Origin of the sequence: Streptomyces sp. NPDC004126 (genome assembly GCF_050275515.1) — a bacterium.
GTDB lineage: Bacteria > Actinomycetota > Actinomycetes > Streptomycetales > Streptomycetaceae > Streptomyces.
Map to the genome: position 1 here is coordinate 26407 of NZ_JBNNPF010000046.1, position 18954 is coordinate 45360.

Here is an 18954-nt window from a genome sequence, read left to right on the forward strand (position 1 = left end):
TAGTGCACCCCCGTGCTGTGTGGACTTGGACCGTTCTGGCGAAGACGCATTCGATCATGCTGTCGGGTTGTGGGCAAACAGAATGGTCGCGCCCGGTATGACCACGCGCTTTCGGACGCCGTCCGGCCGGAAACGCACGCATCCGCGCACCGCTTCCGGAGACCGCCACGGAACCGTCCTCGTCGGTGCGCAACACGGCCGCTCCATGGGCCCTGAGCTGCGCGATCGTGCCCGGAGCGGGATGCCCGTAGCGGTTGCCGGCGCCGACGGGGACGATCGCCAGGCGTGGCCGGATCCGGTCCTGCAGGCCCGGGTCCTGGTGCGCCGATCCGTGGTGCGCGACCTTGAGCACGTCCACCGGCCCGAGTTCCGGATGCTCCCTCAGAAGTGCTTCCTGGGAGGGCGGTTCGAGGTCACCGAGCAGCAGGAGCACGAGGCCGGCGGTGCGCACCAGCAGGGCGACGCTGGCGTCGTTGGGCCCGTCCGGCGGCGGGGCCGTCGCCGAGGGCCACAGCACCTGCCACTCCAGCGGGCCGGTCCGCCTCCGCTCCCCCGGCACCGCGGGCACGACGGGCACCCCGGCCCGCGCCGCAGCCCGGCGGACCGCGGCCGCCTGCGCGGGCGGCTCCTCCAGCACGGTGGTCTCGATCACACCCACGGACCGGCCCCGCAGCACCCCCGGAACCCCTCCCACGTGGTCGGCGTGAAAGTGCGTCAGCAGGAGCAGCGGGATCCGGCTCACGCCGAGGGCGCGCAGGCAGTCGTCCACCGGCCCCGGCTCGGGCCCGGCGTCGACCACGACGGCCGTACCGGGGCCGGCGGCCAGCACGGCGGCGTCGCCCTGGCCCACGGCGCACTGGACGTAGCTCCAGTCCGGCGGCGGCCAGCCGGTGACGGTGCGGATCAGCTGCGGCGGCCGCAGCACCGCGATCAGCAGCACCACGGCCACTGCGGCACAGACCCCGCGCCGCCGCCCGAACCGGACCCCGAGCCCCACCGCGGCCGCCGTCGCCGCGGCCAGCAGCAGCCCGCCCGCGAGCCCGCCGGGCCAGGACAGCTCCGCCCCCGGCAGCCGGGCCCCGCCCCGTGCCACGGCGGCGATCCACCCGGCCGGCACCCCCGCGCACCGGGCAAGCAGCTCCGCCACGGGCATGGACAGCGGGGCCGCGGCGAGGACCGCGAAGCCGAGCACGGTGGCGGGACCGGCCGCCAGCTCCGCCAGCAGGTTGCACGGCACGGCGACCAGGCTCACCCGGGCGGAGAGCACCGCCACCACCGGAGCGCACACCGCCTGGGCCGCGAGAGCCGCCCCCAGGGCGTCGGCGAGGCGCGGCGGCGTCCCGCGCCGCCGCAGGGCCCCGCTCCAGCGCGGCCCGAGGATGAGCAGCGCCCCGGTGGCCAGCACCGAGAGGAGGAACCCCGCGCTGCGGGCCAGCCACGGGTCGTACAGCACCAGCAGCAGCACGGCCCCGGCCAGCGCGGGGACGAGGGACCTGCGCCGCCCGGTGGCGAGGGCCAGCAGGGTGACCGCCCCGCAGGCGGCGGCCCGCAGCACGCTCGGGTCGGGCCGGCACACCACCACGAAGGCCAGCGTCAGCGCGGCCCCGCCCAGCGCGGTGGCCCGCAGCGAGAGCCCGAGCCGGGGCGCGAGGCCGCTCCGCTCGGCGCGCTGCGCGCGGGCCGGGGGCCCGATCAGCAGGTACAGCACCACGGTCAGGTTGGACCCCGAGACGGCCAGCAGGTGCAGCAGGTCGGTGGCCCTGAACGCCTCGTGCAGCTCGGGCGGGACCCGGGAGGTGTCCCCGACCACCAGCCCCGGCAGCAGCGCCCTGGCGTCCCCCGGGAGCCCCTCGGTGGCGTCCCGCAGCCCGGCCCGCAGCGCCCCCGCGAGCCGCTGCACCCGGTCGGGGCCGCCCGTCACCCCGGGCGGGGTGTCCGCGGCCGGGCGGAGCAGGGCCACGGCCCGCTCCCCGGCCCCGGCCGGCGCCAGCCGGGCCACCACCGAGACCCGGGTCGAGGGCTCCAGCCGGGCCCACCCCGGATGCCCGGCCAGCACCCGTACGGGGGTCTCCACCCGGGTCCGCGTCCCGTCGGGCCCGCTCACCCCGGTCAGCACCGCGTCCAGCACCACCACCGGCGGCCCGGCCCCGCCGCGGGCCGTCCGGGGGTCCGAGCCGACCGTGAGCTCCGCGCGCACCCGGGCGTGTTCGCCGGCCAGCCGGGCCACGGGCCCCGCCCGCGCCTCGGCCCGCTCCAGCCCGGCCACCCCCGCCCCGGCGGCGGCGCAGAGCAGCGCGGCGGCGACGGCCGGTCCGACCCCCCACAGCGGCTGCGACCCTCGGCGGCCGGCGAGCAGCAGCACCCCCGCCGCGGCCGCCGCGAGCCCCGCCCCGGCGGCGCTCCACCCGCCGGGCACCCCGAGCGCCGACGCGGCCGCACCCCAGGCCGCCACGGCCGGCACCGCCAGCCGCAGGTCCACCGGCCCGGCCCGCTCCTCCTCGGCGCGCCCCTCCCCGGCGGCGCTCACGGCCGCACCAGCCTTCGCAGCTCGGCGAACCTCCGCTCGCCGATCCCGTCGACCTGCCGGAGCTCCTCCACGGCCCGGAACCCGCCCCGGGCCGTCCGGAAATCGACGATCTTCCTGGCGAGGACGGGCCCCACCCCGGGCAGCCCGTCCAGCTGCTCGACCGTCGCGCCGGCGAGGCTCAGGGGGCCGCCCCCGCCACCCGCGGCGGGAGCCGGCCCGCCCGCGGCCGGCTGCGCGGTGACGCCGACCAGCACCTGTTCGCCGTCCACCAGCACCCGGGCCCGGTTGAGCCCGGTGGTGTCGGTGCCCGGCCGCACTCCCCCGGCGGCGGCGAGCGCGTCCTCCACCCGCGAGCCGCCGGGCAGCCTCCGCACCCCCGGGTCGCGGACCCTGCCGCCGACGTCCACCACGATGCGGGCACCCGCACCGGCCGGGGCCGCCGACGCCACCGCGGCGGCAGGAGCGGAGCCCGGCCCGAGCACGGCCGGGGCCGTCACCGGCTGCGGCCGGCCCGACCAGTACTGCTGGGCGGCGAAGCCGACGGCCACCACCAGCACCGCCGCCACGGCGGCCACCGCACGCGGCTCCACCCCGCACCGCACCTGCACCCACACCGGCAGCCGCTCCCGCAGCGCGAGCCCCCGCGCCTCCCGAGCCCGCGGCGCCTCCCCGGGCTCCCGCCCGGCACCGGCAGCGGGATCCGCCGTACCGCCCGGCGGGTCGGCGACCCGCGGGGCCGTCTCCCGCGCCCCGGCCGGGCCGCCCAGCAGGGCCTCGGCCCTGCGCCGCAGCACGGCGGGGTCGGGGCGGGGCCGGTCCCTGCCCCGGCGCCGGTCCCGGAGCCTGCCGTCGGACCGGCGCGCCCGCCCGGGCCCGCTCCCGCCGGGGCCGTCGGCGGGGGAAGCCGTGGAGATACCTGGAGTACGCGTTCGAAGAGTCATGCCCCGAAGCTAGGACCGACCCCCGGACCACCGCTCGGAGCCTTGGATTCCTGTGGATGACCGTCCCGTTGTGGACAACCCGCCCACCCTTCCGGGTGATCGGCGGACCCCGGTGATCAGCGGACCCGGGTGATCAGCGGACCCGGGTGATCAGCGGGGCGAGACGACCGCCGCCAGCAGCCCCGGCCCGGTGTGTGCGCCGATCACCGCGCCGACCTCGCTGACGTGCAGCTCGACCAGGCCGGGGATCCGCTCGCGCAGCCGCTCGGCGAGCTTCTCGGCCCGCTCCGGGGCCGCCAGGTGGTGCACGGCGACGTCGACGTCCCGCGCCCCGGCCCGTTCGACGGCCAGCTCCTCCAGCCGGGCGATGGCCTTGGAGGCCGTGCGCACCTTCTCCAGCATCTCGATCCGCCCGCCGTCCAGGGTCAGCAGCGGCTTGACCGCCAGCGCGGAGCCGAGGAGGGCCTGCGCGGCGCCGATCCGGCCGCCGCGCCGCAGGTAGTCGAGGGTGTCCACGTAGAAGTAGGCCGACATCTCCGCGGCCCGCTTCTCGGCGGCGGCCACGGCCTCGTCGGCGGATCCGCCGGCCTCGGCGGTCTCGGCGGCGGCGAGGGCGCAGAAGCCGAGGGCCATGGCGACCATGCCGGTGTCGACGACGCGGACCGGCACGGGGGCGGTCCGGGCGGCGACCACGGCGGCGTCGTAGGTGCCGGAGAACTCGGCGGACAGGTGCAGGCTCACGATGCCGGTGGCGCCGGCCTCCGCGGCGTCCTGGTAGGCCCGTACGAACTGCTCCGGGCCGGGGCGGGAGGTGGTGACGGGGCGGCGCTTCTGCAGGGCCGCCGCGAGGCTGCGGGCCGAGATCTCGGTCCCTTCCTCCAGGGCCTCGTCGCCCAGGACCACGGTCAGGGGGACGGATGTGATCCCGTGCCGCGCCATCGCCTGCGGGGGCAGGTAGGCCGTGGAATCGGTGACGATCGCGACATGGCGGGACATGAGCCGGAGGTTACCGGCAGCGGAGGCCTTCCGGCAGCCCGGCCCTCCCCCTCACCCGGAACCGCCTCCGCGCCGCCCCCGGACGCGCCCGCGTCAGGTGGTGGCCTCCGGCCTGGGGGCCTTCTGCCAGGGGTACGCGGCCGCCGGAGCGGAGGGGTCCAGCTCCGGCCGGGCGGGCTCCGCCGGCCGCGCCGCTTCCCCGGCCCGCTGCGCCCTCCCGGCGGGCCGCGCGCCGGGCGCGGCTCCTGGAGCCGCGCCGGGGCCGCCCGCGGGCTCCTGGCCCGCGTCCCAGGCCGCCGCCGCGGCCGCCAGGTCGTCGACCGACTCCCGGGACCAGTCGCGCAGCGCGCCCGACTCGACCTCGATCTGCTCCGAGAGCAGCGCCAGCTCGTCGTCCGCGAACCGCCGGGCGCGGTCGCGCGCCGCCCACCGCAGGGAATCGGCCGACTTCGTGATCTTGAGGGTGCGCTCCCGCAGCTCCGGCAGGGACTCCGCGATCCGCTGGCGGTCGGGCTCCTGCTCCAGCCGCTTCAGCTCGTCGTCCAGCTCGTGCCCGTGCCGGCTCAGCCGCTCGAAGAGGGCGATGGACTCCTTGAGCGAGCTGTCGGACTGCACCCCCTGGTAGAGGGCGGCCTGCGTGGCGCGCATGGAGTTCCGCAGGTCGAGCCGCAGCTGCGCCAGCGCGCCGGCGACTCCTCCCTGGCCGATGCTCCGGGCCTTCAGGGTGGTGTCCTCCACCGTGCGGCGGGCCTGCGTGATCGTCCGGTCCACGCCTCGCTTGGCCGCGCCGACCGCCTTGACCGTCGCCCAGGCGCCCAGCCCCAGGAAGGCGAACAGCACCACCAGGGCAAAGATGATGATCAACGCGCCTACCTCCATGAGGTTCCCTTCCCCGGCTTGTTCCCGTCCCTCCCACCGTAAACGCCGCGGGCAGGCCGGGGGTTCCATTCGAACCCCCAACCTGCCCGTACGGGATCACCCCGAGGCGCCGGCCCGGGCGGCCCTGACGGGACGCACGGGCCTTGGGCCGCCTCAGATGACGATGTTCACCAGCTTCGGCGCGCGCACGATCACCTTGCGGATCTCCGCGCCGCCCAGGGCCGCGACGACGCCCGCGTCGGTGACGGCCAGCTGCTCCAGGTCGGCCTCCGAGATGCTCGGCGGCACCTCCAGGCGCGCCTTGACCTTGCCCTTGACCTGGACCACGCAGGTGACCGTCTCGTCCACGACGTACGCCGGGTCCGCGACCGGGAAGTCCTGGTGGACGACCGAGTCGGTGTGGCCCAGGCGGTGCCACAGCTCCTCCGCGATGTGCGGCGCCAGCGGGGCGACCAGCAGCACCAGGCGCTCGGCCACGGACCGCTCCAGCGGGCGGCCCGCCTTGGTCAGGGTGTTGTTCAGCTCGGTGATCTTCGCGATCGCCGTGTTGAAGCGCAGGCCCGCCATGTCGGAGCCGGCCCCGTCGACGGCCTTGTGCAGGGCGCGCAGGGTGGCCTCGTCGGGCTCGCCGTCGACGACGGTGACCTCGCCGGTCTCCTCGTCCACGATGTTGCGCCACAGGCGCTGCAGCAGGCGGTACTGGCCGACGACGGCGCGGGTGTCCCACGGGCGCGAGACGTCCAGCGGGCCCATCGCCATCTCGTACAGGCGCAGGGTGTCCGCGCCGTACTCCTCGCAGATCTCGTCGGGCGTGACGGCGTTCTTCAGGGACTTGCCCATCTTGCCGTGCTCGCGCTTGACGGGCTCGCCCTGGTAGAAGTACCCGCCGTCGCGATCCTCGACCTCGGCCGCGGGGACGTACACGCCGCGCGCGTCGGTGTAGGCGTACGCCTGGATCATGCCCTGGTTGAACAGCTTGTGGAACGGCTCGGCCGACGAGACGTGGCCCAGGTCGAACAGCACCTTGGACCAGAACCGGGCGTACAGCAGGTGCAGCACCGCGTGCTCGGCGCCGCCCACGTACAGGTCGACGCCGCCGTGCGGCGCGCCCTCGCGCGGGCCCATCCAGTACTGCTCGATCTCCGGGTCCACCAGGGCGGAGTCGTTGTGCGGGTCCAGGTAGCGCAGCTCGTACCAGCAGGAACCGGCCCAGTTGGGCATGGTGTTGGTCTCGCGGCGGTAGGACTTCACGCCGTCGCCCAGGTCCAGCTCCACGTTGACCCACGCCTCGTTGCGCGACAGCGGGGTCTCCGGCTTGGAGGTGGCGTCGTCGGGCTCGAAGGTGCGCGGCGAGTAGTCCTCGACCTCCGGCAGCTCCAGCGGCAGCATCGACTCGGGCAGCGAGTGGGCGACGCCGGCCTCGTCGTAGACGATCGGGAAGGGCTCGCCCCAGTACCGCTGGCGGCTGAACAGCCAGTCGCGCAGGCGGAAGTTGACGGTGCCCTCGCCGATGCCGCGCCCGGTCAGCCAGTCGGTGATGGCGGCCTTGGCCCGGACGACGTCCAGGCCGTCCAGGGAGATGCCCTCGCCGGCGGAGTTGACCAGCTTCGCGTCGTGGGAGACGAACGCGTCCTCCCACTCGGCGGTGTCGGTGCCGCGGCCGTCCGTCGGCTCGACGACGCAGCGGATCGGCAGCTCGAAGGCGCGGGCGAACTCGAAGTCGCGGGCGTCGTGCGCCGGGACGGCCATGATCGCGCCGGTGCCGTAGCCCATCAGGACGTAGTCGGCGATGAAGACGGGGACCTTGTCGCCGCTGACCGGGTTGACCGCGTACTCGCCGGTGAAGACACCGGTCTTGTCCTTGGCCTCGGCCTGCCGCTCGACGTCCGACTTGGAGGCGGCCTGCTTGCGGTACGCGGCCACGGCCTCGGCGGGGGTGGCGTAGCCGCCGGTCCACACGTCGTGGGTGCCCTCGGGCCAGGCGGCCGGGATGAACTTCTCGACCAGCGGGTGCTCGGGCGCCAGGACCATGTAGGTGGCGCCGAACAGGGTGTCCGGGCGGGTGGTGAAGACGGTGATGGCCTCGTCGCCCAGCGCGAAGTCGACGCGGGCGCCCTCGCTGCGGCCGATCCAGTTGCGCTGCTGCAGCTTGATGGCCTCGGGCCAGTCCAGTGCGTCCAGGTCGTCCAGCAGGCGGTCCGCGTAGGCGGTGATCCGCATGTTCCACTGGCTCAGGCGGGACTTGAAGACGGGGAAGTTGCCGCGCTCGGACCGGCCGTCGGCGGTGACCTCCTCGTTGGCCAGTACGGTGCCCAGCCCGGGGCACCAGTTCACGGGCGCGTCGGAGGCGTAGGCCAGGCGGAAGCCGTTCAGCACGTCGGCGCGCTCGGCGGCGGTCAGGCCGGCCCAGGCGCGGCCTCCGGGGACGTCACGGGTGCCGGCCTCGAAGTCGGCGACCAGCTCGGAGACCGGGCGGGCCTTCTTCGCGTCGGCGTCGTACCAGGAGTTGTAGATCTGCAGGAAGATCCACTGGGTCCACTTGTAGTACTCGGGGTCGATCGTCGCGAAGGACCGGCGCTTGTCGTGGCCCAGGCCCAGGCGGCGCAGCTGGACCTTCATGTTCTCGATGTTCGCCTCGGTCGACACGCGCGGGTGCGTTCCGGTCTGCACGGCGTACTGCTCGGCCGGCAGGCCGAAGGCGTCGAAGCCCAGGGTGTGCAGGACGTTGTGGCCGGACATCCGCTGGTGGCGCGCGAAGACGTCGGTGGCGATGTAGCCCAGCGGGTGGCCGACGTGCAGGCCCGCACCGGAGGGGTACGGGAACATGTCCATGATGAACTTCTTGGGCCGGGCGACGACGGCCGGGTCGCCGGCCAGGTCACCGGTCGGGTTCGGCGCCTCGTAGGTGCCCTCCGCGTCCCATACGTCCTGCCAGCGTGCCTCGATGTCGGCGGCCATGGCAGCCGTGTAACGGTGCCCCTCGGCCGCCTCGGGGGCCGGGGTGTTCGTCTCGCTCATGATTCCTGAAGCTCCATCGATCGTCTCTGCCGTCTCTGCCCGCCCAAACGAAAAAGCCCCTCGCACAGGAGGGGACGCCGCGCCGATGCCGACCTTCTCGAAGGGTCGGTACTGATCAGCGCGGCTCGGTAAGCAGAAGGCGCACGGCACGCATGGCGTCAGGGTACCGCAGCGGCCCCGGCGGGCGCTCGGACGTTCCACCGGTCGGGCACGACGAGAAGCGGGCCACCCGATCCGGGTGGCCCGCTTCTTCACTGTGGAGCTAAGGAGAATTGAACTCCTGACCTCCTGCATGCCATGCAGGCGCTCTACCAACTGAGCTATAGCCCCTTGCTTCTCTCTGCCGCCGGGCCCCTTCTCGGTTTCCCTTGCCGGTTCCCCCTGGCGACATCGAGAACATTACACGGTCATGGCCCCAGACCAAAAATCGGTTTCCGGTGGCCCGTTATGCCCGATTCTGCTGCCGTCCCGCCGGTCGCCCGGTCACGCCCGGGCGAACTGGTAGAAGCGCTTCAGCGTGCAGTGTTCGTCGAGCAGGCGGCCGTAGATCGGCTCGCCCTCCAGCTCCCGATACGTCTCGATCGGGTCGCCTTTTATGATCAGCGCCCGCGCGCATTCCTCGCACCAGTACTGGTAGTCGGGATTGACCGGGTCCATGTCCCGCACGATCGGCGTGCCGTTGTTGCACCAGTCGCACCGCCGCCGGTGTGCACCCATCCGTCAGCGACTCCCTCCCGCGTCGGGCCGTCGTGTCCCCCTCCGGCCGTCCGATTCTGCCACGTCGACAGCGGACGGGTCAGCAAGCACACAAAGCGGAACAAACGCAAGGATCCCGCCCCCTGTTGGGGACGGGATCCTGATTGTGGAGCTAAGGAGAATTGAACTCCTGACCTCCTGCATGCCATGCAGGCGCTCTACCAACTGAGCTATAGCCCCGCTCTCCGCCGCGTTCCCCCCGTTTCCGGTGTTCTTCGCTGCGAACAAGAAGAACTCTAGCCTGTGACCAGCCGGAAAGCGAAATCCGGGCCCCGGCGGCCCTGCGGGCCACACGGAGGGTCCCGGCGGAAGCCTCAGTCGTCGTCGCCGAGCACCGGCTCCGGCAGCGTGCCGGCGTTGTGCTCCAGCAGACGCCAGCCGCGCGCGCCCTCGCCGAGGACGGACCAGCAGCAGTTGGAGAGCCCGCCCAGGCCCTCCCAGTGGTACGGCTCCAGACCCAGCAGCCGCCCGATGGTCGTACGGATGGTGCCGCCGTGGCTGACGACGACGAGCGTGCCGCCCTCGGGCAGCCGGTCCGCGTGCTCCAGCACCACCGGAGCGGCGCGGTCGGCGACCTCGGTCTCCAGCTCGCCGCCACCGCGGCGCACGGGCTCGCCGCGCTTCCACGCCGCGTACTGCTCGCCGTGCTTCGCGAGGATCTCCTCGTGGGTGAGGCCCTGCCACTCGCCCGCGTACGTCTCGCGCAGCGCCTCGTCGTGCGCCACGGACAGCCCCGTGACGTCGGCCAGCTCGGCGGCCGTGTCCGCGGCCCGCCGCAGGTCGGAGGCCACGATGGCGTCCGGCTTCAGCGAGGCGAGCAGGCGGGCGGCGCGGCGCGCCTGCGCCACACCCGTCTCGGTCAGCTCGATGTCCGTCGAGCCCTGGAAGCGGCGCTCCAGGTTCCACGAGGTCTGGCCGTGCCGCCAGAGGACGATCTTCCTGCCGGGCTTGCCGGCAGTCGTCGCGGTCGCGCTCAGAACAGGTCACCGTCCTCTTCGTCGCCCTGCGCCTCGCGCAGCTTGGCGTGCTCCTCGGCCTTGCCGATGGTGAGCTTGGCGTCCTCGGGGAGCTCGATCTCGGGGCAGTCCTTCCACAGGCGCTCCAGCGCGTAGAAGACGCGCTCCTCGCTGTGCTGGACGTGGACGACGATGTCGACGTAGTCGAGCAGGATCCAGCGGGCGTCGCGGTCGCCCTCGCGGCGCACCGGCTTGGCGCCGAGCTCCTTGAGGAGGCGCTCCTCGATCTCGTCGACGATCGACTTGACCTGGCGGTCGTTGGGCGCCGAGGCGAGCAGGAAGGCGTCGGTGATCGACAGCACGTCGCTGACGTCGTACGCGATGATGTCGTGCGCGAGCCGGTCGGCCGCCGCCTGGGCGGCGGTGGTGATGAGCTCGATGGAGCGGTCCGTGGCGGTCACTGGCCATGCTTTCGGGTTGGCGGACAGATACCCACAAGGGTCTCACGTACCGCCGACGCCGCCCGCGCGGAACGTCCGGCGCGGGCCCGGGCGCAGGTGGGAGCCGGGCCGGGACGGTAGCCGCCCGGTCCGGCCAGGCCCGTCAGGACGGCTTGTAGTCCTTGCCGAGCACCACCACGACGTCCGCGTTCACCGGGCTCTCGGCCTTCTGCACGGCCGTCTCCGGCAGCCCCAGCGTCTTGGCGACGTCGACCGCCCGGTCCCGCTGGGCCTGGTCCTGGTACGTGATCCGGGTGGCGGCGGCCGTCCGGTCGGCCCTGCCGCCGTCCACGAAGCCGTAGCCCCCGTTGAGCAGCGCCGCCTTCGCCGCGACCTGCGCCTTCTCGTCCCCGGTGGCGTCCTTGAGGCCGACCCGCGGGGCGGCGCCTGGCTGGGCCGCGGTGAAGGAGCCGCCGAGGACCTCCTTGACGACCTTCCGGCCGGCCTCGTCGGTCAGGCCGCCGTCCGGCTTCACGGTGAGCACCTCGGTGCGGTACGCCGCCACCTTGGCGTGCTCGCCGATCCGCGACAGCAGCCCGCCGAGGTTCTTCGCGTCGAGCCCCGGGTCGAGGATCTGGCCCATGCTCTCGACGGTCGTGGCCGCCGCCCCGGGGTCGCCCGGGATCTTGCGGAGGACGGCGTAGAGCACCCGGCCGGTGCGCTCCAGCTGCTTCGCCTCCGGTTCGCCGCGGCCCCGGTAGGTGGCGTACGCGACGGCCATCGCGCCGGTCAGGCTCTGCCCGGACCCCTGTGCCACGGCCGGGGTCTTGGCCTGCTCGTCGGCCGGGACGGCGGCGTCGGTGTCGACCTCGATGCCCCCGACCAGCTCGACGAGGCGTTCCAGGAAGGGGGTGTCCAGGCGCCAGGTGCCGCCGATGCGGGTGCCGAGGACGGTGTCGAGGGACTCGCGGGTGCCGAGGCCGCCCTCCTCGACGGCCTTGCCGAGGGAGGTCGCGGTGCCGTCCTGCTTGGGGACGCCCAGGGTGTTGGGGATCAGGACGGTGGCGCCCTGCCCGGTGGTGACGTTGTCCACGAGGAGGGCCGTGGAGCTGCCGCCGTGCTTGGTGTTGCGCAGGTGGACGACGATCATGTCGCGCTTCTGCGCGCCGGCGGCGGCCGCGGCGCCCTTCTTCTGTCCGGGGCCGTCGAGGAACGGCAGCCCGCCCGTGTACCAGAGGTAGCCCAGCCCGCCGACGGCGGAGAGGGCGAGGACGACGACCAGCGCGACGACCCGGTTGCGGCCGCGGCGGCGGGCCTCCTCGCGGCGTTCGGTCCGGCTCTCGGTGAAGGCGAGCCAGTCGATGACGTCCTGGGAGTCCTCGTCGGGCTGGTCGATGAACGCGAACTGCTCCGTGCGGTAGTCGCGGCCGCCGGGGGCGTCCGTGGCCCCGGCGGCGGACTCGGCGGGCGCCTCCCGGCGCGGCTCGGGCACCGGGGCGGGCACGGGTGCCTGGGCCGGCGGCTGCTGCCGGGGGGCGGCCTGGTGCGGGATCCACTGCGGGTGGTCCGGCGGGCCCGGGTACGGGTCGGGGGGCTGCGGCTCGGGGTACGGCTGCTCGTACTGGGGGTACTGGGGGTACTGCGGGTACGGCGCGTACTGCTGCTCGTACGGGGGCGGGACGGGCTGTACGGGCTGCGCGGTCACCTGGCCGTACACGGGTCTGCCGTACGCGTCGTAGCCGATGAGCTGCTGCTGGGCGGCGTACGGGTCGTACGGATCCTGTGGGTCGTTCACCGCGGGGCCCCTCTCTCCGGAAGCTCAGGCTCCCCGGTACAGCTCGCGCTTGTCGATGTAGCGCACCACACCGTCCGGAACCAGATACCAGACCGGGTCGCCCTGGGCGACCCTCGTGCGGCAGTCCGTGGAGGAGATCGCGAGCGCGGGGACCTCGACCAGCGAGACACCGCCCTCGGGCAGTCCGTCGTCGGTGAGGACGTGGCCGGGCCGGGTCACTCCGATGAAGTGGGCGAGGGAGAACAGCTCGTCCGCGTTGCGCCAGGTCAGGATCTGGGCGAGGGCGTCGGCACCGGTGATGAAGAACAGGTCGGCGTCGGCGTTGAGCGCGCTCAGGTCCCGCAGGGTGTCGATGGTGTACGTCGGTCCGCCGCGGTCGATGTCGATGCGGCTGACGGAGAACTGCGGGTTCGAGGCGGTCGCGATGACCGTCATCAGATAGCGGTCCTCCGCGGGGGACACGGCCCGCTGCGACTTCTGCCACGGCTCGCCCGTGGGTACGAAGACCACCTCGTCGAGGTGGAAAAGGGCGGCCACCTCACTGGCGGCCACCAGGTGTCCGTGGTGGATCGGGTCGAACGTCCCGCCCATCACTCCGAGCCGGCGCTTGACCGGGCCCGTAGGCATTTCCTGCTCTCCCATGAGCGCAGAGCCTACTGGCCCGGTGACACGCGTGCGGCGGCCCGGTGCGTACGAGGAGCCCGGCTCAGCGGTCGCGGTTCAGGCGGGTGGTCACCCAGAGCATGAGCAGCAGGATCACGAGCGCACCGCCGCCGGTCAGGTACGGGTTCAGGCTGTCGTGGTTGCCGCCGTGCTGCCCGCCTTCCTCCGCAGCGAGGAGGACCAGGTTGTGGGCGGTGGTGGAGAGGCTCATCAGGCAGGTACCTATCGAGTCGGGGAGCGAGCGGAGACTTCCCTCACATCGTATGCGGGGGCCCTGGGCACGCTCACGCCGACTCAGGCGTTGGGGAGGATGGAGACACGTCACCACAGCCGATCGAGGGGGAGGGCGCCATGACGGACACCGGTTCCGAGACGTCACCGGCACGCAGTCGCAGGAGGTTCGCGGGGATTTCCTCGCGGGCCTACGAGCACCCGGCGGACCGCTCGGCGCTCGTCGCGCTGCGCAAACTCGCCGGTTTCGACACGGTGTTCAAGGCCCTCAGCGGCCTCCTCCCCGAGCGCAGCCTGCGGCTGCTGTTCCTGTCGGACTCGGTGCGGGTGGGCGAGACCCAGTTCCCGCACCTGCACGAGATGCTGCGCGACGCCTGCTACGTCCTGGACCTGGAGAAGGTCCCCCAGATGTACGTGCAGCAGGACCCGAAGCCCAACGCCATGTGCATCGGGCTGGACGAGCCGATCATCGTGGTGACCACGGCGCTGGTCGAGCTGCTCGACGAGGAGGAGATGCGGGCGGTCGTGGGCCACGAGGTGGGCCACGCGCTGTCCGGGCACGCCGTGTACCGCACGGTGCTGCTGTTCCTGACGAACCTGGCGCTGAAGGTGGCGTGGATCCCGCTGGGCAATGTGGCGATCACGGCGATCGTCACGGCCCTGCGCGAGTGGTTCCGCAAGTCGGAGCTGTCGGCGGACCGGGCGGGGCTGCTGGTCGGGCAGGACGTGAACGCCTCGATGCGCGGCCTGATGAAGATGGCGGGCGGCAACCACCTCCACGAGATGAACGTCGACGCGTTCCTCGCGCAGGCCGAGGAGTACGAGGCGAGCGGCGACCTGCGCGACTCCGTCCTGAAGATCCTCAACATGCTGCCGCGCACCCACCCCTTCACCACGGTGCGGGCGGCCGAGCTGAAGAAGTGGTCCGAGAGCCGGGACCACCAGCGGATCATGGACGGGCACTACCCGCGCCGGGAGGACGACAAGGACGCCTCGGTGACCGACTCCTTCCGCCAGTCCGCCTCGCACTACGCGGAGTCCGTGCGCACCAGCAAGGATCCGCTGATGAAGCTGGTCGGCGACATAGCCGGCGGGGCGGGCGACCTGGGCGGGAAGCTGCGCGACAGGTTCACCGGATCGGGCGGCGGCGCCGCGCGGGAGTCCGGCGGACCCAAGGACTCCCCCGGCACCCCCGGCTCGGCCGGGTCTGAGGGCCCTACGGACTCGGGCTCGGGCGGGCGGGGCTGACGGAGGCCGGCGGGGGCTGCGGCTGGGACGGGGCCGGCGGGCCGGTGGGCGCCCCGGCCGGTGCCAGTACGCCGCACAGCCCGGCCGTGCGCCGGGGGTGGCCGGTGGCGTACGGGTCGCTCGCGGGCGGTCCCACGGTGGTGGGCCCGGCTCCGGCCAGGAGGGGCCGGAAGCCCTCGGCGGGCTCGGTGGCGCAGTCCTGCGGCCCGGCCATCACGTAGGCCGAGGAGATCTCCGCCCGGCGGGCCGTGAGGTCCTCCCGGTCGAAGCGCAGGCGCAGCTCGCGGCGGACGGTGAACAGCGAGGCCCCGTCGGCGGCGGTGGGAGGTCCGGCCGCCGGCCGGACGGCGTACACGAAAGTGTGGTCGGTGCTCACCTCCAGCGCCTCGGGGTTCAGCTCCTGGAAGGCGAGGATCCCGCTCACCCGGACGCGGCTGTCGGCGACGACGGCGGTGGCGGGGTCGAAGCGGACCAGCCAGCCGGTGGCGGCGTGCCGGCCGTCGCCGGAGGGCGAGGCCACGCTCTCGTCGAACTGGGCCAGCTGCCCGGGGTCCAGGAGCACCCGTACGGGCCGGGAGGCCACGCCGGAGAGGACGTCCGGGTCCAGCGAGGACTGCACCAGGTAGTCCTTGGCGATGGACAGGGCGGCGACGACCTGGCTCTCGGTGAAGTGGTGCGTGCGCCGCACGGCCGGGAGGGTGATGCCGGCGGCCCCGATCCGGTACTCGGCGGCCGGGCTGTCCGCGTAGAGGTCGGCCGGGCGGCCGCCGGGCACCGGGACGGCCGGCGCCAGGGGGACGACGGTGCTGCTCAGCGGCTCGGCGTTGCCGCCGGGCGGCGGGACGTACGGGTTGCGCATGCCCATGTAGACGGCGACGGCGAAGGCCGACGCGATGAGCAGCACGAGCAGCATGCCCTGACGGGCGCCGCGGCCCGGGCTGCCGGTGCGGGGGCCGCCGGGGCCGCCGGACCAGATGGAGCGGCTGCGGACGGCCCGGGCGTGCTCGCCCATGCGTTCCTGGGCGGAGAACTCCTGGAGCCGGGCAGCACGGACGAAGTCCTCGTCGAACACCACCGAGCGGTATTCGTCCGGGCGTAGTTCGTCGTCACCCCCGCCGATGCCTTCGGGGGTGCCGTTGGGCGGATCTCCTGGTACGGCCATCGCTTCTCCCGCTGTCCCCGCTTCAGAGAAGCCCCCAGCTCCGGAGCGAACGAGTGGGGTCGTACCTTCAGGGTTGGCGGCCGACGGGGTACGTAAACGCGCCGACGCCCGTGACTTCCCTGAGCGGCGTACTGGCCGGGGCGGGTGCGGGGTCCTGTTCGCCGGCGGCGCTGCGGTAGACGGCGCTGAAGGCGAGCGCGACCATGCCGAGCCCCATCACGACGGCGAGCACCCATGCGACGGGGCGCAGCCACGGGGCGCGGCCCCGGTAGGGGCGCATGGCTCCGCCGTAGGCCCCGTACGGGCCGTCGGCGTAGCCGTGGCCGTACGGGCCGTGCTCCCATCCGGGGTCGTCGAGGCCGTACCCGTCGGGGTGGCCGTAGTCGTCGTCGGCCGCCCAGCCTCCGGCGACGCGGGCGGCCTCGGCTTCGGCGCGCGCCCGGTCGGCGGCGCGCTGGCGCTCGGCCGCGCTCGGTTCATGGATCTCGGCGTTCCGGACGAAGTCCTCGTCGAGCACCACGGAGGCGAAGTCGAAATCCGCGCCTCCGCGGTCGTCGTCGGGCTCCCCGTCGTCCGGGAACGGCTTGCCCCCCACGTCGTCCGGCACGGGACCAGCGTAGACCTGGGGGGCGGGTTTGGGCAGGGTGTAAGCCTGATTCCGGCCACACCGTGTCCGAGTGCCGGTTACCGAACGTGACCGTCGCCGGTGACGATGTACTTGGTCGAGGTGAGCTCGGGAAGGCCCATCGGGCCCCGGGCGTGCAGCTTCTGGGTGGAGATGCCGATCTCGGCGCCGAAGCCGAACTGGCCACCGTCCGTGAAGCGGGTGGAGGCGTTCACGGCGACCGTGGTGGAGTCGACCAGCTGGGTGAAGCGGCGGGCGGCGGCCTGCGAGGTGGTGACGATCGCCTCGGTGTGGCCGGAGGTCCAGCGGCGGATGTGGGCGACGGCGTCGTCGAGGGAGTCCACGACGGCGGCGGCGATGTCGTACGACAGGTACTCGGCGGCCCAGTCCTCGTCGGTGGCGGGGACGGCGGTGACCTTGCTCGCCTCGGCGGCGGCCAGCACCCGGTCGTCGCCGTGGACGGTGACGCCGGCGTCGGCGAGCGCGTCCAGGGCGCGGGGCAGGAAGGCGGCGGCGATGTCGCGGTGCACGAGGAGGGTCTCGGCGGCGTTGCAGACGGAGGGCCGCTGGGCCTTGGAGTTGACGAGGATGTCCACGGCCATGTCGAGGTCGGCCTGGGCGTCGACGTACACGTGGCAGTTGCCGGTACCGGTCTCGATGACCGGGACGATGGACTCCTCGACGACGGTCTTGATGAGCGAGGCACCGCCGCGCGGGATGAGCACGTCGACGAGGCCGCGGGCGCGCATCAGCTCGCGGACGGAGTCGCGGGACTCGCCGGGGACGAGCTGGATCGCGTCGGCGGGCAGGCCGGCGCCCTCGATGGCGTCCCGCAGGATGGCGACGAGGGCGGTGTTGGAGGCGTAGGCGGAGGAGCTGCCGCGCAGCAGGACGGCGTTGCCGGACTTCAGGCAGAGCGCGGCGGCGTCGACGGTGACGTTGGGGCGGGCCTCGTAGATGATGCCGACGACGCCGAGGGGGACGCGGATCTGGCGGAGGTCGATGCCGTTGGGGAGGGTGGAGCCGCGGACGACCTCGCCGACGGGGTCGGGCAGGGCGGCGACGTCGCGCACGTCGGAGGCGATGGCGCGGATGCGCTCCGGGGTGAGGGTGAGGCGGTCGATGACGGTCTCGCTGGTGCCGGCGGCGCGGGCCTTGTCGGTGTCGACGGCGTTGGCGGCGACGATCTCGGCCGTACGGGCCTCCAGCGCGTCCGCGATGGCCAGCAGGGCCGTGTCCTTGGCGGACCGCGGGAGTGGCGCGATGGCGGCGGCGGCGGTGCGGGCCGCTTGCGCGGTGGCGGTGACGGGGGAGAGGGCGGTGGCGCCGTCGAGCGAGGTCATGCCGCCCAGGGTAATCCCCGCGGCCACCTGCCCCGCCGGGCTTTCCACCCCCCGAGACGGCTCCTCCTGACGCGCCGCTCGCACCGCTCGGCCCTGGCGGGCCTCCCGGGCTTCGCGCCGCTGCGACAGCCTCCGGCCGTCGTGCGTGGGGCGGGGCCGGTTCGCGTGGCCGGTGCCGGTGGGTCGTCTGCGGGTGGGCTGGCCGCTGCGCGGGGCTGGTCCCCTACCCGCCCTTCGCCCGTTCCCCGGGCTCCGCCCGGACCCCCTTTCTGGGGGCTCCGCCCCCAGACCCCCGCGCCTCAAACGCCGGCGGGGCTGGATTTCGCGCAGCGAAATTCCAGCCCGCGCGGCGTTTGAGCGCAACGGGGTCCGGGGCGGAGCCCCGGGGTTGTTCAGCCCCGCCGGCGTTTGAGGCGCGGGTCCGGGCAGCGCCCGGGGAACGGTGGAAGGGCGGGTAGGGGACCAGCCCCGCAGGACCGGCGCGGCAGCGGCTACGCGGCGGCCGGGGTCGGGACGTCCTGTTCGGCTTCGACCGTGGCGTTCCAGTCGCGCTTCATCGCGCGCCAGCCCTCGTCCGTCTCGCCGAGCCGCCAGTACCCGGAGATCGACAGCCGCTCGCGCGACACGCCGCGCTCCAGGCGCAGGTGGCGGCGGAGTTCCTTCACGAAGCCCGCCTCGCCGTGGACGAAGGCGTGGACGTCCGAGGAGGGGAAGTGGAGGGTGGTGACCGCCTCCAGCAGGGCCGCGCCCACCGGGCGGTCGCCGCGGTGCAGCCACACCGGGGTGACGCCGTCCGGGGTGCGGATGTCCTGCTCGTCCGCCGGGCCCTCGACCTCGATGAAGGCGTGCACCCGCGCACCCGGCGGCATGCGCTCCATCGACGCCGCGATCGCCGGCAGCGCGCTCTCGTCGCCGACGAGGAGGTGCCAGTCCGCCCGCGGGTCCGGGCAGTAGCCGCCGCCGGGGCCGAGGAAGTGGACGAGCTCGCCGGGCTGGACCCGGGCCGCCCAGGGGCCGGCCAGGCCCTCGTCGCCGTGGACCACGAAGTCGAGGGTCAGTTCCAGCCGGGCGGGGTCCCAGGCCCGGACGGTGTACGCGCGCTGGCGGGGCCAGGCCTCGCGGCGGTGCGTCGCGCGGATGACGTCCAGGTCCCACGGCTCGGCGTACCGCACGCCCTCGGGTTCGAAGAGGAGTTTCACGTAATGGTCCGAGTGGGCGCCCGCGCCGAAGCCTGCCAGCCCGTCGCCGCCCACCACGAGGCGGACCATGTGCGGCGTCAGTCGTTCGGTGCTGACCACGACTGCGGTGCCGACGGTGCGGGCGCGTCCTTCTGCCACGGTGTCTCCCCTTACGCCTTACGAAGCCTTACGCCTT

The 18954-nt window shown here is 74.0% G+C and carries 15 protein-coding genes, 2 tRNA genes and 1 pseudogene; 1 reads left to right on the forward strand and 17 read right to left on the reverse strand.

Annotated elements, in window-relative coordinates:
• Positions 1-121: 121 nt before the first annotated feature.
• The 13 genes and pseudogenes from ACQKM2_RS31860 to ACQKM2_RS31920 all read right to left on the reverse strand — a co-directional run.
• Positions 122-2527 (reverse strand): annotated as a pseudogene (locus ACQKM2_RS31860) (ComEC/Rec2 family competence protein); the annotation flags it as partial.
• Positions 2524-3468 (reverse strand): helix-hairpin-helix domain-containing protein, encoded by a 945-nt coding sequence (locus ACQKM2_RS31865; RefSeq protein ID WP_427715908.1) that lies wholly within the window; start codon positions 3466-3468, stop codon positions 2524-2526. The gene ACQKM2_RS31865 and the pseudogene ACQKM2_RS31860, both read right to left, overlap by 4 nt.
• A 150-nt stretch (positions 3469-3618) precedes the next feature.
• Entirely contained in the window at positions 3619-4464 is an 846-nt protein-coding gene (locus ACQKM2_RS31870; protein WP_427715910.1) for a DegV family protein, read from the reverse strand.
• A gap of 93 nt (positions 4465-4557) precedes the next feature.
• Positions 4558-5343 carry a hypothetical protein gene (locus ACQKM2_RS31875; protein ID WP_427715912.1) on the reverse strand — a complete coding sequence of 262 codons (786 nt, stop codon included), beginning with the start codon at positions 5341-5343 and terminating at the stop codon, positions 4558-4560.
• A gap of 153 nt (positions 5344-5496) precedes the next feature.
• The gene (gene leuS, locus ACQKM2_RS31880) at positions 5497-8361 is read right to left on the reverse strand and encodes a leucine--tRNA ligase (protein WP_427715915.1); all 2865 of its coding nucleotides are present in this window, start codon (positions 8359-8361) and stop codon (positions 5497-5499) included.
• 257 nt (positions 8362-8618) lie between these two features.
• Positions 8619-8691, reverse strand: a tRNA-Ala gene (locus tag ACQKM2_RS31885).
• Positions 8692-8844: 153 nt separating this feature from the next.
• The gene (locus ACQKM2_RS31890) at positions 8845-9078 is read right to left on the reverse strand and encodes a hypothetical protein (protein ID WP_008738908.1); all 234 of its coding nucleotides are present in this window, start codon (positions 9076-9078) and stop codon (positions 8845-8847) included.
• A 146-nt stretch (positions 9079-9224) separates the two neighbouring features.
• Positions 9225-9297: transfer RNA gene (locus ACQKM2_RS31895), tRNA-Ala, on the reverse strand.
• Between the two features lie 134 nt (positions 9298-9431).
• Entirely contained in the window at positions 9432-10094 is a 663-nt protein-coding gene (locus tag ACQKM2_RS31900) for a histidine phosphatase family protein (RefSeq protein WP_427715966.1), read from the reverse strand.
• Positions 10091-10534: a ribosome silencing factor gene (gene rsfS, locus ACQKM2_RS31905; protein WP_007264021.1), complete on the reverse strand. Its 444-nt coding sequence runs from the start codon at positions 10532-10534 to the stop codon at positions 10091-10093. The genes ACQKM2_RS31900 and rsfS overlap by 4 nt, the downstream gene beginning before the upstream one ends.
• A gap of 142 nt (positions 10535-10676) precedes the next feature.
• A complete protein-coding gene (locus ACQKM2_RS31910; protein ID WP_427715922.1) occupies positions 10677-12308 on the reverse strand; it encodes an LCP family protein in 1632 nt (543 codons plus the stop codon).
• Between the two features lie 24 nt (positions 12309-12332).
• Entirely contained in the window at positions 12333-12950 is a 618-nt protein-coding gene (nadD, locus tag ACQKM2_RS31915) for a nicotinate-nucleotide adenylyltransferase (RefSeq protein WP_007264023.1), read from the reverse strand.
• Between the two features lie 64 nt (positions 12951-13014).
• A complete protein-coding gene (locus tag ACQKM2_RS31920) occupies positions 13015-13182 on the reverse strand; it encodes a hypothetical protein (protein WP_362474236.1) in 168 nt (55 codons plus the stop codon).
• Between the two features lie 140 nt (positions 13183-13322).
• Between ACQKM2_RS31920 and ACQKM2_RS31925 the strand changes: the two genes are divergently transcribed.
• Positions 13323-14450, forward strand: a complete 1128-nt coding sequence (locus tag ACQKM2_RS31925) for a M48 family metallopeptidase (protein ID WP_427715925.1) — start codon at positions 13323-13325, stop codon at positions 14448-14450.
• Here ACQKM2_RS31925 and ACQKM2_RS31930 read toward each other — a convergent pair.
• The 4 genes from ACQKM2_RS31930 to ACQKM2_RS31945 all read right to left on the reverse strand — a co-directional run bounded on the left by ACQKM2_RS31930 (position 14419) and on the right by ACQKM2_RS31945 (position 18917).
• Entirely contained in the window at positions 14419-15612 is a 1194-nt protein-coding gene (locus ACQKM2_RS31930; protein WP_427715927.1) for a hypothetical protein, read from the reverse strand. The two genes, ACQKM2_RS31925 and ACQKM2_RS31930, sit on opposite strands and share 32 nt — an antisense overlap.
• A 67-nt stretch (positions 15613-15679) precedes the next feature.
• Positions 15680-16219: a hypothetical protein gene (locus ACQKM2_RS31935; RefSeq protein WP_427715929.1), complete on the reverse strand. Its 540-nt coding sequence runs from the start codon at positions 16217-16219 to the stop codon at positions 15680-15682.
• Positions 16220-16296: 77 nt separating this feature from the next.
• Positions 16297-17580 (reverse strand): glutamate-5-semialdehyde dehydrogenase, encoded by a 1284-nt coding sequence (locus tag ACQKM2_RS31940; RefSeq protein ID WP_427715932.1) that lies wholly within the window; start codon positions 17578-17580, stop codon positions 16297-16299.
• 491 nt (positions 17581-18071) lie between these two features.
• Complete coding sequence (locus ACQKM2_RS31945; protein WP_427715934.1) at positions 18072-18917, reverse strand: siderophore-interacting protein; 846 nt, start codon at positions 18915-18917, stop codon at positions 18072-18074.
• Positions 18918-18954 lie beyond the last annotated feature (37 nt).

Bases quoted from the DNA above. Each gene is read 5' to 3' on its own strand.
- ACQKM2_RS31865 (WP_427715908.1), bottom strand. From the start codon at position 3,468: ATGACTCTTCGAACGCGTACTCCAGGTATCTCCACGGCTTCCCCCGCC.
- ACQKM2_RS31870 (WP_427715910.1), bottom strand. From the start codon at position 4,464: ATGTCCCGCCATGTCGCGATCGTCACCGATTCCACGGCCTACCTGCCC.
- ACQKM2_RS31875 (WP_427715912.1), bottom strand. From the start codon at position 5,343: ATGGAGGTAGGCGCGTTGATCATCATCTTTGCCCTGGTGGTGCTGTTC.
- leuS (WP_427715915.1), bottom strand. From the start codon at position 8,361: ATGAGCGAGACGAACACCCCGGCCCCCGAGGCGGCCGAGGGGCACCGT.
- ACQKM2_RS31890 (WP_008738908.1), bottom strand. From the start codon at position 9,078: ATGGGTGCACACCGGCGGCGGTGCGACTGGTGCAACAACGGCACGCCG.
- nadD (WP_007264023.1), bottom strand. From the start codon at position 12,950: ATGGGAGAGCAGGAAATGCCTACGGGCCCGGTCAAGCGCCGGCTCGGA.
- ACQKM2_RS31920 (WP_362474236.1), bottom strand. From the start codon at position 13,182: ATGAGCCTCTCCACCACCGCCCACAACCTGGTCCTCCTCGCTGCGGAG.
- ACQKM2_RS31925 (WP_427715925.1), top strand. From the start codon at position 13,323: ATGACGGACACCGGTTCCGAGACGTCACCGGCACGCAGTCGCAGGAGG.
- ACQKM2_RS31930 (WP_427715927.1), bottom strand. From the start codon at position 15,612: ATGGCCGTACCAGGAGATCCGCCCAACGGCACCCCCGAAGGCATCGGC.
- ACQKM2_RS31940 (WP_427715932.1), bottom strand. From the start codon at position 17,580: ATGACCTCGCTCGACGGCGCCACCGCCCTCTCCCCCGTCACCGCCACC.